Below are 15,467 nucleotides of genomic sequence, written 5' to 3'. Positions count from 1 at the left end.
TCGGCGGCTTCCGCACCGACCTGCCATGGCCCGCCCACCGAAGACTCCGCCTCAGCCGCCCCAGTTCGTCAACCACCGCGGCGAGGCCATCGACCTGCGCACGCTGCGGCCCGTGCGGGCAGCGCAGGCGCCGGTGCCGGTCGATCTCTCGGCTGACACCTTGCCGCCGGTGGCCGAGCCCGCCGCCGCGCTGGGCGAGGCCGACCTGCAGGCCTTGTTCGATGCGCTGTGCCTGGCCGGCTGCCCGCGTGGCAAGGCCTGGCTGCAACGCTACCTGCGCTTGCGCGAATGCCGCACGACGCACGGTCACTACTTCACGCCCGCCGACATCGATGCCGGCCTGAAGGTCTTGCGCGCCGCGGGCCGCCTGGTCGACACACCCGGCATCGGCATCGACGTGCCTGAGGCCCAGCGCCGCGCAGCGCTGCCCGGCCTGCTGGCCGCCCCAGATGCCGCCCAGGCCTGGGACGCCTGGGCGCGCGCCTCCACCACCTACAGCGCGCATGCGGACGAAGCCCCGGTGCCGGATTTCCTGCACCCGCGCGAGATGGTGGCGTTTGCGCGGCTGGTGATCTACGGCGGCCTGGGCAGCGATGTCTTCCGGCGCGTGCTGCGGCGCGGTATGGGCCCGGCTGCCGGCGTGCAGGTGATGGCCGAGGCCTTGAACACGCCGTTCATGCCGGCGCTGTTCGAGCGCATCGAGCCCGAGCTGCGCGACAGCCTGCTGCAGAACTTCGTGCCGCAGTGGCAGGGCGATGCACCGCTGTGGCAGCCGCTGCTGGCCTGGCTGGACGCCAAGGTGGCCGGCGCGCCGTCCGGCATCTCGCCCACGCTGCGCCTGAGCATCGCCGAGAGCCGGCTGCAGCGCGGCGACCCGGCCGGCTGCGACGCGGCGCTGGCGGGCCTGTCCGGCGTCGGCCCGGGCCTGCTGCGTGCCGCGCAGTTGGCCCATGGCGCTCGTTGGTTGGAAGCCTCGGCGGCGTTTGCCTTGGTCCTGAAAGACGCGGCCAAGACCTTGCATCTCAAGCGCGGCATCGCGCCGTCCAGCCTGATGCAGTGGTACCCGCTGAGCCTGCTGGCCCAGCCCGAGCCGGTGGCGTGGACGCAGGCGATGAAGTTCGCCATCGCCGAATCAGGCTCGCGCAAGCCCGCGCCGGAGCAGGGCTGGGGCCTGTGGGCGCATGCCGTCGCGGCGCGCCTGGGTGACGAGACCGTGCTGCCCGGCGCCTTCAATCCGGTGCATGGCTGGCGCCCGCGCGACGATGTCGACGACAACGCCGACCGCCTGATCCTGGCGGCCTGGGTCGGTCACACGCCCGGCGGCTGGAGCGATGCCGAGGTCAATGCCGTCGTGCGCGCGCTGCATGTCGCCGGACTGCCGTGGAAGGCCGACCTGGTGCGCCAGGCCTGCGAGCGCCTGGGCCGCAGCGTGCCGCCGCGCGCCGCCGGCGACGGGGCTCCCTGGGCCGCTCACTTCTACGGGCAGGCGCGTGAGGCCTGGCGCGATGCGCTGGCGGCGATCGAGGCGCTGGGCCCGACCAAGCCGGCCGCGGCGCAGGCCCTGGCGCCAGCCACGCTGCAATGGCGAGTCACCCTCGATGCGGAAGGCCGCCCGGTCGAGGTCGAACCCTGGGAGCGCACGGCCGGTGCGCGGGGCCTGGGCAAGCCCAAGCCGGTGACGCTGTCGCGCGTGAAGAAGAGCGCCCAGCTCGATGCGCGCGACGCCGCAGTGGCCCGCTGCATCGACGCCAGCCGCTGGGCACCATCGCAGCTGGCCATCGATGTGGCCAGTGCCGCGATGGCCTTGATCGGCCATCCCGCGGTGGTGCTGGCCGATGCGCCCGAGCAGGCGGTGGACCTGCGTGAATCGCTGCCGGTGCTGGAGGTGCAGCGCCAGCGCGCGGCCGATGGCAGCGAGAGCTTCGTCTTCAAGCTGGCCGATGCGCTGCAGGCCAAGCGTCCACCCGAGGTCGGTGAGCGTTTCACCAGCACCGACCCCAGCGCCGAAGCCGAACGCCGCAATAGCCTGCGCATCGTGCGCGAAGCGCCGGACCGGGCGCGGCTGATCCGCATCAGCCCGGCGCAGCGGCGGGTGGCGGAACTGGTGGCCAAGCAGTGGTCGGTGCCGGTGGATGCCAAGGCCGAGCTCGATGCCGCCTTGCGCGTGCTGGCCGGCCACTTCCAGCTGCACAGTGATGCCGATGCCGGCCAGGCCGTGCCCAGCGAGCCGCGCCTGCGTGCGCAGCTCAGCCCGAGTGGTGACGGCCTGCAGCTGCGCCTGCTGGTGCAGCCCTTCGGCAGCTTCGGTCCACTGTTGACGCCGGGCCAGGGTCGCGAGCGGCTGTTGACCTTGCACCAGGGCCTGAACCTGTCGACCGAGCGCGACCTGGCGGTCGAAGTGGCCCACCTGCAATCGGTGTTCGAGGCATTGCCCTTCCTGGCCGGGGGCGACGAGGCCGAAGCCAGCTGGCGGCTCGACGATCCCGAAGCCGCGCTGGCGGTGGTCGAGCGCCTGCCGCAGTTGCCCGGCGTGGCCAGCGTCGATTGGCCGCGCGGCAAGCCGCTGCGCGTGATCTCGGCGGTGTCGCAGGGCTTGAACGTTGCGGTGTCCAGCGGTGCGGACTGGTTCGCGGTGGAAGGCGAACTGCGCATCGACGAGCAGCGTGTGCTGGGCCTGCAGCGCCTGATGCAGCTGGTGCATGAATCGAAGCAAGGGCGCTTCGTCGCGCTCGGCGAGGGGGAATACCTGGCGCTGTCCGAACAGCTGCGCCAGCAGCTGGCCGATCTGCAGGCCATGGGGCAGGTCGACAAGAAGCAGTTCCGGCTGCCGGCCGCTGCGGCGGCCTGGCTGGCCGAGACGCTGGAAGGCAGTGCACTCGCCGGCGACAAGACCTGGGCGCAGCGCCAGGCGCTGCTGGAACAGGCTGCCGCGCTGCAGCCCGAGCCGCCGGCCACCCTGCAGGCCCAGCTGCGTGGCTACCAGGCCGAAGGTTTTGCGTGGATGGCGCGCTTGGCCCATGCCGGCCTGGGCGCCTGCCTGGCTGACGACATGGGCCTGGGCAAGACCGTGCAGACGCTGGCGCTGCTGCTCTCGCGCGCCGAAGCCGGGCCGCAGCTGGTGATTGCGCCGACCTCCGTGTGCGGCAACTGGGTCGCCGAGGCCGAGCGCTTCGCCCCCAGCCTGCGTGTGCATCTGTACGGCGAGGGCGAACGGGCGCAGCTGCTGAAATCGGTCGGGCCGGGCGAACTGGTGATCGCCTCCTATGCGCTGGCGCAGATCGATGGCGATGCCTTCGCGGAGGTCGACTGGACCACGCTGGTGCTCGACGAAGCCCAGGCGCTGAAGAACGCGGCCACCAAACGCGCCAAGTCAGTGGCCAGTTTCCAGGCCGGGTTCCGGCTGGCGCTCACCGGCACGCCGGTGGAAAACCGCCTGGCCGATCTGTGGTCGATCATGAACCTGCTGAACCCGGGGTTGCTGGGCTCGGCCGGCCAGTTCGGCGACCGCTTTGCCAACCCCATTGAGCGCGGCCGCGACGAAGCCGCGCGGCTGCGGCTGCGCCGCCTGGTCTCGCCCTTCCTGCTGCGGCGGACCAAGGCCCAGGTGTTGCCCGATCTGCCGCCACGCACCGAGATCATCCACCGCATCGAGCCCGGGCCGGAAGAGCGCGCCTTCCTCGAAGCGTCGCGCCGCAATGCGATGGAGCGGGTGGCCGAACTGGCCAGCGACGTCGGCGAAGGCCAGGCTGCCTTCCATGTGCTGGCCGAGCTGACCCGGCTGCGCCGCGCCGCCTGCGACCCGCGCCTGGTGGCGCCCGAGTTGGGCCTGGTCGGCGCCAAGGTGCAGGAGTTCGAACAACTCGCGGCCGAGTTGGTGGCCAACCGCCACAAGGCGCTGGTGTTCAGCCAGTTCACCGACTTCCTGGCCCTGCTGGCCGAGCGCCTGCAATCGGTGGGCATTGCCTACCAGTACCTCGACGGCAGCACGCCGTCGGCCGAGCGCAGCAAGCGTGTGGCCGCTTTCCAGCGCGGCGAGGGCGACCTGTTCCTGATCTCCTTGAAGGCCGGCGGCTTCGGCCTGAACCTGACGGCAGCCGACTACGTGCTGATCGTCGACCCCTGGTGGAACCCCGCCGCCGAGGACCAGGCCATGGGCCGCGCGCACCGCATCGGCCAGCAGCGACCGGTCACCGTGTACCGCCTGGTCACCGCCGGCTCAATCGAAGAGCAGATCGTCGCGCTGCACCACGACAAGCGCTCATTGGCCGACGGCATCCTCGAAGGCCAGGACAGCAGCGCACCGCTGCGGCCGGACGAGTTGCGCGAGCTGCTGCGGCCGGGCTGAGCGCATGCACGACCGCCTGATCAAGGCCCCGGCGCGGTGAGGCGGGCCGGCTTTGGCGTGCTCCCGCCCTTGGCGATCATCCACAGGCACAGCGACAACTCGCCGACGAAGGCCGGCACCAGCACGGCGGGGAACAAGGCAGCCGCCCAGGCCGGCGCCAGCAGCAGCGCGAAGCTGTTGACCAGGTAGCTCAACCCGGCGGCCAGCATCATCAGCCCCAGGACTCTCGGCAGGTAGCCGGAGACGAAGATCAGGTAGCCGCGAATCAGGCAGGCCGCGCCGAAGAAGATCAGCCCGATGCCGAAGCCGAAGCCGTGCAGCTGGATGGCCAGGTAGGCCAGCGCCTGCAGCTGTTCCGCCGGAAATGCCTTCAGGTAGGTCGCATCTCCCAGCAGCAACAGCGGCAGCAGCAGGCTGAGCTTGTTCAGGGCCAGCACCGCCGTCTGAACCAGGTTGACCAAGGTGGCCAGCAGCGCCAGCGGCCGGCTGACCGGCCTGAGCAGCAGGTACAGGATCAGCATTACCGGCAGGTCCAGCACCTGCATCAGCAGGTCGCCGGCCACGCCGGCGCGCCAGAGCGGCTGCGACTGCAGCAACTTGCCGGCGGTGGCCGCCGCGTCACCCGGCACGACCAGCGTGCCCCTGACGTACATCTCCCCGAACAGGCCAAGTCCGATGATGGCCAGGTACAGCACACCGCCGAGGCGCACGTGGAATCGGGGCAAGGGTTCGATACGGGACGGGGTCTTCATTGGCCATTGTCAAGCCGCCAGCACACAGGCCCGGAGCAGGTCGCCGAGGATGGCGCCCGCCTCCGGCAGCCGGGGCGTGGGTCGACCTGCTGCATGTCGATTTGCCGCGAGCCCGTTCGTCGTGGTGTCAGAGCTGCCTGAAGATGCAGTTCCAACCACCCACAGGAGAACCGACATGCGAGTGATGGTGATGGTCAAGGCAAGCCGCGAGTCCGAGGCCGGCCAGATGCCGGGCACCGAGCTGATGGCCGCGATGGGCCGATTCAACGAGGAACTGGTGAAAGCCGGCGTGATGCTCGCCGGCGAAGGCCTGCACCCGAGCGCACGCGGCAAGCGCGTGCGTTTTTCGGGCCCGCAGCGAACCGTGGTCGACGGGCCGTTCGCCGAGACCGGAGAACTGGTCGCCGGCTTCTGGCTGTGGCAGGTGCGGTCGATGGACGAAGCCGTCGAATGGGTGCGGCGCTGCCCGAACCCGATGGAAAGCGAGTCCGAGATCGAGATCCGCCCGGTGTTCGAGGCCGAGGACTTCGGCGCCGAGTTCACGCCCGAGCTTCGTGAGCAGGAAGAGCGTCTGCGCGCGCATGTCGAGGGGCAGGCGAAGAAGGGCGGTTGAGCGGCTGCCGCGCGGTCAGGCGATGACTTCCAGACCGCGTTTCTGCACCAGATGCAGCAGCTTCAAGGCCGTGCCCGTAGGACGCTTCTGGCCGATCTCCCACTTTTGGACCGTCGAGAGACTGGTGTTCAGCAGGCGGTCGAAGACCAGCGGCGCGTTCATGCGGTCGCGCAGGTGAGCGATGTTGCGCTTCAATGTGGCCGGGGAGATGCCAAGCGTCTGCTGCAGCTTGACGCTGGCCACCGCCCTGCCCGTGCTGAGCAGGGCCTTCAGGCGAGACAGTCGTTCGAACTGAGACATCGCCCCTCCATCCCTTTTGTACGATATTTCGGGCATCGTATCGGTTCGTTGCAAAGCCCGGCCATGGGGCAAGCCCTTGACAGGGGATGGCGGGTGGAAGATGAGCTTCCGCCACTGGCCGGCGTCGGCTGGTGTCTAGGGTTTCCACTAGTGCTCGTCGCCTTGTCGCTCCAGGGACATCCACCGACGATGGGAGATCCCTAGAATCGAACGATCGTGCTTTTTCCGTCTCTTCCTTCTCTTCCTCTCGCCCGCTGAAAGGGATCCCTCATGAGCGCCAGCTACGACATCCGCGACGGCATTGCCGTCATCACGATGAACAACCCGCCGGTCAACGGCTTGGGCTTCGACACCCGGTGCGCCATTGCCGATGGGCTGGAGCGTGCGCAGGCCGATGCCGGCGTCAAGGCCATCGTGCTGACCGGCGCCGGCAAGGCCTTCTCGGGCGGCGCCGACATCCGCGAGTTCGGTTCGCCCAAGGCGATTGCCGAACCGAATCTGCTGACGCTGATCCGCGCCGCCGAGTTGTGCAGCAAGCCCCTCGTCGCGGCCGTGCACACGGTGTGCATGGGCGGCGGGCTGGAACTGGCGCTGGGCTGCCACTACCGCGTCACCGCGCCGGGCGCGCAGATCGCGCTGCCCGAGGTGAAGATCGGCCTGATCCCCGGTGCCGGCGGCACGCAGCGCCTGCCGCGTGTGCTGGGCCTGGAAACCGCGCTGAACATGATCGTCAGCGGCGAGCCGGTGAAGAGTGAGCTGCTGGCCTCGCAACCCGGCCAGAAGCTGTTCGACAAGCTCATCGACGGCGATCTGCTGGCCGGTGCCATCGCCTTCGCCAACGAGATTGCCGCCAAGCCGCTGCCGACGCTGGTGCGCGACTTGAAGGTTTCGCACCCGAACCCCGACGCCTACCTGCAGTTCGCGCGCAACATGGTCAAGGGCATGGCCAAGAACTTCCCGGCGCCAGGCAAGTGCATCGATGCCGTCGAGTATTCGCTAACGCGCAAGTTCGATGAGGGCATGGCCGGCGAGCGTGAGATCTTCATGGCGCTGATGTTCACGCCCGAATCCAAGGCGCTGCGCCATGCCTTCCTGGGCGAACGCGCCGCCAGCAAGATTCCTGATGTGCCGGAGAGCACGCCGGTGCGCGAAATCCGCAAGGTGGCCGTGATCGGCGCCGGCACCATGGGCGGCGGCATTTCGATGAACTTCCTCAACGCCGGCGTGCCGGTGACCATCCTCGAGATGAAGCAGGACGCGCTGGATCGCGGCATCGGCGTGATCCGCAAGAACTACGAGGCCCAGGTCAAGAAGGGCAAGCTGAAGACCGACAAGTTCGACCAGCGCATGGGCCTGCTGAGCAGCACGCTGAGCTATGACGACCTGAAGGATGCCGACCTGATCATCGAAGCGGTGTTCGAGGAACTCGGTGTCAAGGAAACCGTGTTCAAGAAGCTCGATGGCGTGGCCAAGCCCGGCGCAATCCTGGCGTCCAACACCTCGACGCTGGATGTCGACAAGATCGCGGCCTTCACGAAGCGCCCGCAGGATGTGGTCGGCATGCACTTCTTCAGCCCGGCCAACGTGATGAAGCTGCTCGAGGTGGTGCGCGGCAAGGCCACCGCCAAGGACGTGCTGGCCACGGTGATGGGCACCGCCAAGAAGATCAAGAAGACGGCGGTGGTCTCCGGCGTCTGCGACGGCTTCATCGGCAACCGCATGATCGAGCAGTACAGCCGCCAGGCCGGCTTCCTGCTGGACGAAGGCTGCACGCCGGCGCAGGTGGACAAGGCAGTCGAGAAATTCGGCTTTGCGATGGGCCCGTTCCGCATGGGCGACCTGGCCGGCAACGACATCGGCTGGGCCATCCGCAAGCGCCGCGCGGTCGAGCAACCCGGCCTGCGCTACAGCAAGACGGCCGACCTGCTGTGCGAGTTGGGCCGCTACGGCCAGAAGACGCAAGCCGGTTGGTACGACTACCAGGCCGGCAAGCGCGATGCGATCCCGTCGGACAAGGTCAACCAGATGATTGCCGACTACCGCAAGGAAATGGGCATCACGCCGCGCAAGATCGGCGATGAAGAAATCGTGCATCGCCTGGTGTTCTCGCTGGTCAACGAGGCCGCCAAGATTCTTGAAGAAGGCATCGCCAACAAGGCCAGCGACATCGACATGGTCTACCTCACCGGCTACGGCTTCCCGCTGCACCGGGGCGGCCCGCTGTGCTACGCCGACCAGGTCGGCCTGTACAACGTGGTGCAGACCATGAAGCGATTTGCCGCGAACCCGAACGACGATGCCAGCTTCTGGCAGCCGGCACCGCTGCTGGCCAAGCTGGCGGCCGAAGGCAAGACCTTTACCTGATTTGCAAAAGGAGCGGCCATGAACGCACGGGCAGGGTTCACGCGGATGGAAGAGTCCACCGCCGAGGATTGGAAACTCATCGGCGGGGAGTTCATGCCCTTCGCGCAGAAGCTGCCCGAGCGTGTGCTGGCGCACCTGAAGCTGCTGGACGGCGACTACGGCGGCTTTCCGGTCGACCGCTACCAGCATTCGCTGCAGACCGCCACGCGGGCCTGGAAGGACGGGCGCGACGAGGAGTACGTGGTCTGCGCGCTGCTGCACGACATCGGCGACACGCTGGGCAGCTTCAACCACTTCGATATCGCCGCGGCCATCCTCAAGCCCTTCGTCAGCGAAGCCAACCTCTGGATGGTGCAGCATCACGGCATCTTCCAGGGCTACTACTTCTTCCACCACATCGGCCTGGAGCGAGACCTGCGCGAGCAGTTTCGCGGCCACGCTCACTTTGCGAGGACGGAAGAGTTCTGCGCGCTGTACGACAACCCAGCTTTCGACCCGCGGGGCGAGGCGCTGCCGATCAGCGAGTTCGAGCCGCTGGTGCGGCGCGTGTTCGGCAACGTGAAGCAGAGCGTCTACAAGTCGGCCAGCTCGGCCGTGGTGAACTGAGGGCCGCAATGCTCAAGCGCCTGCTGCTGGGCCTGATCGCTCTGGTGGGCGTGCTGGCCATCGCGGTGGCGATCAACACCTGGCGCCAGGGTTCGCGCCAGCTGCAGGTACCGGCTGTGCAAGGCGTGGCGGTGGACGAACGCGCGGCGGGCGAATCGCTGGCCGTGGCCATCCGCGCGCGCACCGTGTCGTCGTACACCGACGCCAAGCTGAACGCCGACCAGTTCCAGGCGCTGCACGCGCACATGACGACCACCTACCCGAAGCTGCATGCCGCGCTGAAGCGCGAGCTGATCGGCGAACTGAGCCTGCTCTACACCTGGCAAGGCAGCGACGCCAGCCTGAAGCCGATCGCGCTGATGGCGCACCAGGACGTGGTGCCGATCGCGCCGGGCACCGAAGGCGATTGGCTGGCCGAACCCTGGTCCGGCACGGTGCGCGAGGGCTATGTCTGGGGCCGCGGCTCCTGGGACGACAAGGCCAACCTGATCGCCGAGCTGGAAGCGGTCGAAAAACTCGTCGCCAGCGGCTTCAAGCCCAGGCGCACCGTCTACCTGGTGTTCGGTGCCGACGAAGAAGTGGGCGGCGAGCGCGGTGCGCTGCAGATCGCCAAGCTGCTGCAGCAACGCGGCGTCAAGCTCGACTTTGCGATCGACGAGGGCCTGCTGATCACCGAGGGCATCATGCCCGGACTGAAGGCGCCGGCCGCTCTGGTCGGCCTGGCCGAGAAGGGTTCGGTCTCGCTGCTGCTGCAGGCCAAGGCCACGCCCGGCCATTCATCGATGCCGCCGGCGCCCGGCCGCTCGGCGATTGCGCAGCTGAGCCAGGCGATGCAGCGGGTCGATGCGGCACCGATGCCGGCCTCGCTGACCGGCGTGGCCGCCCAGATGTTCGATGCCGTGGGCCCGGAGTTCGAAGGCTTCAGCCGCGTGGCGCTGACCAACCGCTGGCTGTTCGAGCCGCTGCTGATGCGCCAGCTCGAGAAGGGCCAGAGCACCAACGCGATGCTGCGCACGACCACCGCGCTGACCTTGATGAACGCCGGCAACAAGGAGAACGTGCTGCCCGGCCGCGCCGAGGCCACGGTGAACTTCCGGCTGCTGCCCGGCACCAGCAAGGACGACGTCATCCGCCACGTCAAACAGGCGATAGACGATCCGGCCATCGTGGTGACCGAACTGCCGGGGGGCTTCCCGGCCTCGCGCGTGTCGTCGGCTAACTCGGCCAGCTACCAGACCATCAATCGCACGGTGCGTGAGCTGTTCCCCGGCACCTTGGTCGCGCCGGGCCTGATGCTGGGTGCCACCGACGCGCGCCACTTCGAATCTTTCACCGACAACGTCTACCGCTTCTCGCCGATCCGCGCCAAGGCCGAAGACCTGTCGCGCTTTCATGGCACGAACGAACGCATCTCGCTGGCCAACCTGGCCGATCTGATCCGCTTCTACCACCGCCTCGTGCAGCAAAGCGCGGGCGGCTGATCCCGATTTCCCACTGATTTCCACCGAAGGAGCCTCGCATGAGCAACGCCGTCATCATCTCCACCGCCCGCACCCCGCTCGCCAAGAGCTGGAAGGGCGCTTTCAACATGACGCATGGCGCCACGCTGGGCGGCCACGCGGTGCAGCATGCGGTGCAGCGCGCCGGCATCGACCCCGGCGCGATCGAGGACGTGCTGATGGGCTGCGCCAATCCCGAAGGCGCCACCGGCGCGAACATCGCGCGCCAGATTGCGCTGCGCGCCGGGCTGCCGATCACGGTCAGCGGGGTCACGATCAACCGCTTCTGCTCCAGCGGCCTGCAGACCATCGCGATGGCCGCGCAACGCATCATCGCCGGCGAGGGCGATGCCTATGTGGCCGGCGGTGTTGAAAGCATCTCCTGCGTGCAGCAGGAAATGAACACCCACATGATGATGGACCCTGCGCTGCAGAAGTCCAAGCCCGAGATCTACTGGAACATGCTGCAGACCGCCGAGAACGTGGCCAAGCGCTACAGCATCGACAAGGAGCGCATGGACCGCTACGGCGCGGCCAGCCAGCAGAAGGCCTGCGCGGCGCAGGAAGCAGGTCTGTTCAAGGACGAGATCGCACCGATCACGGTGGTCGCCGGCGTGGCCGATGCGCAGCTGGGCCTGCGCAGCAAGGAAGTCACCGTCAGTGCCGATGAAGGCTTGCGGCCCGGTACCACCTACGAAGGCATCATGGGCATTCGCTCGGCCATGCCCGGCGGTGTGGTGACGGCCGGCAATGCCAGCCAGTTCAGCGATGGCGGCGGTGCCTGCGTGCTGGTCAGCGATACCTATGCGCAGCAGAAGAATCTGAAGCCCATCGGCCGCTTCCTCGGCTTCGCGGTGGCCGGCTGCGAGCCGGACGAGATGGGCATCGGCCCGGTCTTCGCGGTGCCCAAGGTGTTGAAGCGCCTGGGCCTGACGGTGGCCGACATCGACCTGTGGGAGCTGAACGAAGCTTTTGCAGTGCAGGTGCTGTACTGTGCCGACAAGCTCGGTATTCCGATGGACAAGCTCAACGTCAACGGCGGCGCCATCGCTGTGGGTCACCCCTACGGCGTCAGTGGCCAGCGGCTGACCGGCCATGCGCTGATCGAAGGCAAGCGGCGCGGCGCGAAGAAGGTCTGCGTGACGATGTGCATCGGCGGCGGCATGGGCGCGGCCGGTGTGTTCGAGGTGCTGTAGGCCGTGGCCTGGCAGCGCGGCAAGCGGGGGTGAACATGACACCGGAAGAGCAGCAACGCTTTCTCGACCTGGGCCGCGAGGTGCTGGCCAAGCAGCCGTTCTCGGTGCTGCTGGGGGCGCAACTGCTGGCGCTGAAGCCCGGCTATTGCGAGCTGATGGTGCCGATGAGCGAGGAGATCCAGCAGCAGCATGGATTCGCGCATGGCGGCGTGATCAGCTACCTGGCCGACAACGCCTTGACCTATGCCGGCGGCACGGCGATGCGGGTGCCGGTGGTGACCTCGGAATTCAAGATCAACTACCTGCGGCCGGCCATCGGCGAGCGTTTCATCGCACGCGCCGCTGCCGCCCATGTGGCCCGCACGCAGACGGTGGCGCGTTGCGAAGTCTTTGCGGTGAAGGACGGCAACGAGAAGCTGATCGCCATCGCGCAGGGCACCATCGCCAAGCTGGGCGAGGCGCCGCCTGTACCCGCGGACGCCACCTGAAGCAGCAGGCATGCGGGCACTTTTCCAGCCGCTGCCTGATTGAGACGACCCACCCATGCGACAAACCATCGATTTCCTGCTGAACGACTGGCTGAACGCGGCCGCGCTGACCGGTCGCCCGCGTTTTTCGGACCACAGTGCCGAGACCTTCGGCCAGGTGCTGGACACCTGCGAACGCATTGCGCGCGACAAGTTCGCGCCCTTCAACCGCCTGGTCGACACCGAGGAGCCGCGTTTCGATGGCGAGCGCGTGATCCTGCCGGCGGCCACCCAGGCGGCCTGGGACGCCTATGCCGAATCCGGCATGCTCAGCGCGGCACAGGACTACGAGATCGGCGGCATGCAGCTGCCCTACACGCTGGAAGCGGCGGCGAATGCCTTCTTCGCCAAGGCCTCGGTCAGCATCAGCAGCGGGCTGCTGACGGTGGGCAACGCCAACCTGCTGATGGCCCATGGCACGGCGACGCAGAAGCAGGTCTTCGCGCTGAACGAGTTCTCCGGCCGCTGGTCCGGCACCATGTGCCTGTCCGAGCCGCAGGCCGGCTCCAGCCTGTCCGACGTGGCCACCCGCGCCACGCCCGATGGCCAGGGGTCCGAGGCCGACCCGCTGGGCCCGCGCTTCCGGCTGCGCGGCAACAAGATGTGGATCTCGTCGGGCGAGCATGAGCTGACGCAGAACATCATCCACCTGGTGCTGGCCAAGATTCCGGGAGCCGATGGCAAGGCTGTGCCGGGCACCAAGGGCATCTCGCTGTTCATCGTGCCCAAGCATTGCGTCGACGCCCAGGGCGAGCTGACCGGCGAACGCAACGACGTGGCACTGGCCGGCCTGAACCACAAGTGCGGCTGGCGCGGCACGACCAATACGCTGCTGAACTTCGGCGAAGGGCGCTACAAGCCGCAGGGGCAGGGCGGCGCCATCGGCTACCTGGTCGGGCGGCCCGGCGAAGGCCTGCGCTGCATGTTCCACATGATGAACGAGGCGCGCATCGGCGTCGGCATGGCGGCGACGATGCTGGGCATGGCGGGTTATGAGGCCTCGCTGGCCTATGCGCGGCAGCGGCCGCAGGGCCGGCCGCTCGGACCTTCGGGTAAAGACCCGGCGCAGGCGCAGGTGCCGATCATTGAACACGCCGACGTCAAGCGCATGCTGCTGGCCCAGAAGGCCTATGCCGAAGGCGCACTGGCGCTGGAGCTGTACAGCGCCCGGCTGGTCGACGAGCAGCACACTGGTGCGGCAGGCGCTGCCAGTGAAGCCGCGTTGCTGCTGGAGGTGCTGACACCGATCGCCAAGAGCTGGCCCAGCGAGTGGTGCCTGGAAGCCAACAGCCTGGCGATCCAGGTGCATGGCGGCTACGGCTACACGCGCGATTTTCCGGTCGAGCAGTACTGGCGCGACAACCGGCTGAACATGATCCACGAAGGCACGCACGGCATCCAGGGCATGGACCTGCTGGGCCGCAAGGTGGTGATGGACGGCGGCGCCGGACTGAAATTGCTGGCCACCAAAGTGAGCGACACGATCCAGCGCGCCGGCCAGGTGGCGGGCCTCGCCGAACACGGCCATGCGCTGGCCGGCGCCCTGCAGCGCCTGGGCGCGGCCACCAAGTCGGCGTGGTCCACGGGGGTACCGGAAGACGCGCTGGCCAACGCCACGCCCTACCTGCAAGCCTTCGGTCACGTGGTGCTGGCCTGGGTCTGGCTGGACGTGGCGCTGGTCTCGCAGCAGCGGCTGGCGGCCGATGTGAACTTCCACCAGGGCAAGCTGCAGGCCTGTCGTTATTTCTTCGACTACGAACTGCCCAAGGCCGAGGCCTGGCTCGGTGTTGTGGCGAGTCGAAACCCGACTTGCCGAGACATGCAGGATGCGTGGTTCTGATGTCCTCCGCCGACACCGACCGCATCGAACGCTGGGTCTGGATCCTGATCTACGGCGGTCTGCTGGTGCTGGTGCTGGGCGTGGCGGTCGAAGACTTGAATTTTGCGCTGGGCTGGTCCATGGTGACCGGTGGCGGCGGCGCGGCGGTGGCCGGCGTGGTGCTGATCTTCATCCGCTCGCGCATGAAGGCCTGACGCGCAGGCCTGGTTCCTCACTTTTGAAAGACATGACATGAGTACCTTCGTCAACCGGCAGATCCTGCTGACCTCCCGCCCCGCGGCCGAAGCCCGGGCCGACAACTTCACGCTGGTCGAGGCACCGGTGCCGGTGCTCACCGATGGCCAGGTGCTGGTGCGCAACCACTACCTGAGCCTGGACCCCTATATGCGCGGCCGCATGAACGACAGCAAGAGCTACGCGCAGCCTCAGCCGCTGAATGCAGTGATGCAGGGCGGCACGGTCGGCGAGATCGTGGACTCGAAGAACGGCCAGTTCCAGCCCGGCGACAAGGTGGTCGGCATGGGCGGCTGGCAGGAATATGCGGTGGTCGACGCCACGCAGCGCGGCGTGCTGCGCAAGGTGGACACCGCGAAGATCCCGCTGCCGGCCTACCTGGGCGCGGTGGGCATGCCCGGCGTCACGGCCTGGTACGGGCTGGTGAAACTGATCAACCCGAAGGCCGGCGAGACGGTGGTGGTCAGTGCCGCCAGCGGCGCCGTGGGCGGCGCGGTGGGCCAGCTGGCCAAGGTGCGCGGCGCGCGCGTGGTCGGCATCGCTGGCGGGCCGGACAAGTGCCGCCAGGTGGTCGAAGAACTGGGCTTCGATGCCTGTGTCGACTACAAGGCGTTTGCCGGGCTGAAGGAGCTGTCGGCGGCGCTGAAGGCGGCCTGCCCGAAGGGCATCGACGGCTATTTCGAGAACGTCGGCGGCGTGATCCTCGATGCGGTGATGCAGAACGCCAATGCGTTCTCGCGCATTGCGCTGTGCGGCATGATCAGCGGCTACGACGGCGCACCGATCCCGATGGCCGCGCCGCAGTTGCTGCTGGTGAACCGCATGAAGCTCGAGGGCTTCATCGTCAGCGAGCACATGGAGGTCTGGCCCGATGCACTGGGCGAACTCGGCACGCTGGTGGCCACCGGCCAACTGAAGTACCGCGAGACGATCGCCGAGGGCCTGGCCAGTGCGCCCGAGGCCTTCATCGGCCTGCTGAAGGGCCGCAACTTCGGCAAGCAGCTGGTCAAGCTGGTTTGAGATGCTGACCCCCAAGACGCCTGCGGCGTCGCCCCCCCGAGGGGGAGCTTTCGCCTTGGGGCGGCCCGGCGGCGAAATACTGGCCTGGACCTGGCAGCGCTTCGCCGAACTCGGCGTCGACGGCGTCTACGACATGCTGGCGCTGCGCTGCCGGATCTTCATCCTCGAGCA

12 protein-coding genes are annotated in these 15,467 nt (G+C 68.1%); 10 read left to right on the top strand and 2 right to left on the bottom strand.

Annotation, left to right across the window (positions count from 1 at the left end; genetic code table 11):
- The first annotated feature begins 25 nt into the window (after nucleotides 1-25).
- Nucleotides 26-4,345, top strand: a complete 4,320-nt coding sequence (locus tag VLK61_RS09280) for a DEAD/DEAH box helicase (RefSeq protein WP_325420426.1) — start codon at nucleotides 26-28, stop codon at nucleotides 4,343-4,345.
- A 20-nt stretch (nucleotides 4,346-4,365) separates the two neighbouring features.
- On the opposite strand, the gene VLK61_RS09275 is transcribed toward VLK61_RS09280, so the two are convergent.
- Nucleotides 4,366-5,097 (bottom strand): DUF4386 domain-containing protein, encoded by a 732-nt coding sequence (locus VLK61_RS09275; RefSeq protein WP_325420424.1) that lies wholly within the window; start codon nucleotides 5,095-5,097, stop codon nucleotides 4,366-4,368.
- Between the two features lie 175 nt (nucleotides 5,098-5,272).
- Between VLK61_RS09275 and VLK61_RS09270 the strand changes: the two genes are divergently transcribed.
- Nucleotides 5,273-5,710, top strand: a complete 438-nt coding sequence (locus VLK61_RS09270) for a YciI family protein (protein ID WP_325420423.1) — start codon at nucleotides 5,273-5,275, stop codon at nucleotides 5,708-5,710.
- 15 nt (nucleotides 5,711-5,725) lie between these two features.
- On the opposite strand, the gene VLK61_RS09265 is transcribed toward VLK61_RS09270, so the two are convergent.
- On the bottom strand, nucleotides 5,726-6,010 hold the full coding sequence (locus tag VLK61_RS09265; protein ID WP_325420421.1) for a helix-turn-helix domain-containing protein: 285 nt from the start codon (nucleotides 6,008-6,010) through the stop codon (nucleotides 5,726-5,728).
- 270 nt (nucleotides 6,011-6,280) lie between these two features.
- On the opposite strand from VLK61_RS09265, the gene VLK61_RS09260 reads away from it, so the two are divergent.
- The 8 genes from VLK61_RS09260 to VLK61_RS09225 are packed head-to-tail and all read left to right on the top strand — an operon-like array spanning nucleotide 6,281 to nucleotide 15,296.
- Entirely contained in the window at nucleotides 6,281-8,374 is a 2,094-nt protein-coding gene (locus VLK61_RS09260; protein ID WP_325420419.1) for a 3-hydroxyacyl-CoA dehydrogenase NAD-binding domain-containing protein, read from the top strand.
- Between the two features lie 18 nt (nucleotides 8,375-8,392).
- A complete protein-coding gene (locus tag VLK61_RS09255) occupies nucleotides 8,393-8,980 on the top strand; it encodes an HD domain-containing protein (RefSeq protein WP_325420417.1) in 588 nt (195 codons plus the stop codon).
- Between the two features lie 8 nt (nucleotides 8,981-8,988).
- On the top strand, nucleotides 8,989-10,461 hold the full coding sequence (locus VLK61_RS09250) for a M20 family peptidase (protein ID WP_325420415.1): 1,473 nt from the start codon (nucleotides 8,989-8,991) through the stop codon (nucleotides 10,459-10,461).
- Nucleotides 10,462-10,499: 38 nt separating this feature from the next.
- Nucleotides 10,500-11,675 carry an acetyl-CoA C-acyltransferase gene (locus VLK61_RS09245; protein WP_325420413.1) on the top strand — a complete coding sequence of 392 codons (1,176 nt, stop codon included), beginning with the start codon at nucleotides 10,500-10,502 and terminating at the stop codon, nucleotides 11,673-11,675.
- 35 nt (nucleotides 11,676-11,710) lie between these two features.
- A complete protein-coding gene (locus tag VLK61_RS09240; RefSeq protein ID WP_325420411.1) occupies nucleotides 11,711-12,163 on the top strand; it encodes a PaaI family thioesterase in 453 nt (150 codons plus the stop codon).
- Nucleotides 12,164-12,218: 55 nt separating this feature from the next.
- Nucleotides 12,219-14,042 carry an acyl-CoA dehydrogenase gene (locus tag VLK61_RS09235; RefSeq protein WP_325420409.1) on the top strand — a complete coding sequence of 608 codons (1,824 nt, stop codon included), beginning with the start codon at nucleotides 12,219-12,221 and terminating at the stop codon, nucleotides 14,040-14,042.
- Nucleotides 14,042-14,236: a hypothetical protein gene (locus VLK61_RS09230; RefSeq protein ID WP_325420407.1), complete on the top strand. Its 195-nt coding sequence runs from the start codon at nucleotides 14,042-14,044 to the stop codon at nucleotides 14,234-14,236. The genes VLK61_RS09235 and VLK61_RS09230 overlap by 1 nt, the downstream gene beginning before the upstream one ends.
- A 37-nt stretch (nucleotides 14,237-14,273) precedes the next feature.
- The gene (locus tag VLK61_RS09225) at nucleotides 14,274-15,296 is read left to right on the top strand and encodes an NADP-dependent oxidoreductase (protein WP_325420405.1); all 1,023 of its coding nucleotides are present in this window, start codon (nucleotides 14,274-14,276) and stop codon (nucleotides 15,294-15,296) included.
- The last annotated feature ends 171 nt before the right edge of the window (nucleotides 15,297-15,467 follow it).

Origin of the sequence: Aquabacterium sp., from assembly GCF_035476535.1 — a bacterium.
GTDB lineage: Bacteria > Pseudomonadota > Gammaproteobacteria > Burkholderiales > Burkholderiaceae_C > Pseudaquabacterium.
The sequence above is the reverse complement of the archived record's forward strand: the minus strand, read 5'-3'. Positions and strand labels throughout refer to the sequence as shown.

Bases quoted from the DNA above. Each gene is read 5' to 3' on its own strand.
- VLK61_RS09275 (WP_325420424.1), bottom strand. From the start codon at position 5,097: ATGAAGACCCCGTCCCGTATCGAACCCTTGCCCCGATTCCACGTGCGC.
- VLK61_RS09225 (WP_325420405.1), top strand. From the start codon at position 14,274: ATGAGTACCTTCGTCAACCGGCAGATCCTGCTGACCTCCCGCCCCGCG.
- VLK61_RS09255 (WP_325420417.1), top strand. From the start codon at position 8,393: ATGAACGCACGGGCAGGGTTCACGCGGATGGAAGAGTCCACCGCCGAG.
- VLK61_RS09230 (WP_325420407.1), top strand. From the start codon at position 14,042: ATGTCCTCCGCCGACACCGACCGCATCGAACGCTGGGTCTGGATCCTG.
- VLK61_RS09280 (WP_325420426.1), top strand. From the start codon at position 26: ATGGCCCGCCCACCGAAGACTCCGCCTCAGCCGCCCCAGTTCGTCAAC.
- VLK61_RS09235 (WP_325420409.1), top strand. From the start codon at position 12,219: ATGCGACAAACCATCGATTTCCTGCTGAACGACTGGCTGAACGCGGCC.
- VLK61_RS09260 (WP_325420419.1), top strand. From the start codon at position 6,281: ATGAGCGCCAGCTACGACATCCGCGACGGCATTGCCGTCATCACGATG.
- VLK61_RS09270 (WP_325420423.1), top strand. From the start codon at position 5,273: ATGCGAGTGATGGTGATGGTCAAGGCAAGCCGCGAGTCCGAGGCCGGC.
- VLK61_RS09265 (WP_325420421.1), bottom strand. From the start codon at position 6,010: ATGTCTCAGTTCGAACGACTGTCTCGCCTGAAGGCCCTGCTCAGCACG.
- VLK61_RS09240 (WP_325420411.1), top strand. From the start codon at position 11,711: ATGACACCGGAAGAGCAGCAACGCTTTCTCGACCTGGGCCGCGAGGTG.
- VLK61_RS09250 (WP_325420415.1), top strand. From the start codon at position 8,989: ATGCTCAAGCGCCTGCTGCTGGGCCTGATCGCTCTGGTGGGCGTGCTG.
- VLK61_RS09245 (WP_325420413.1), top strand. From the start codon at position 10,500: ATGAGCAACGCCGTCATCATCTCCACCGCCCGCACCCCGCTCGCCAAG.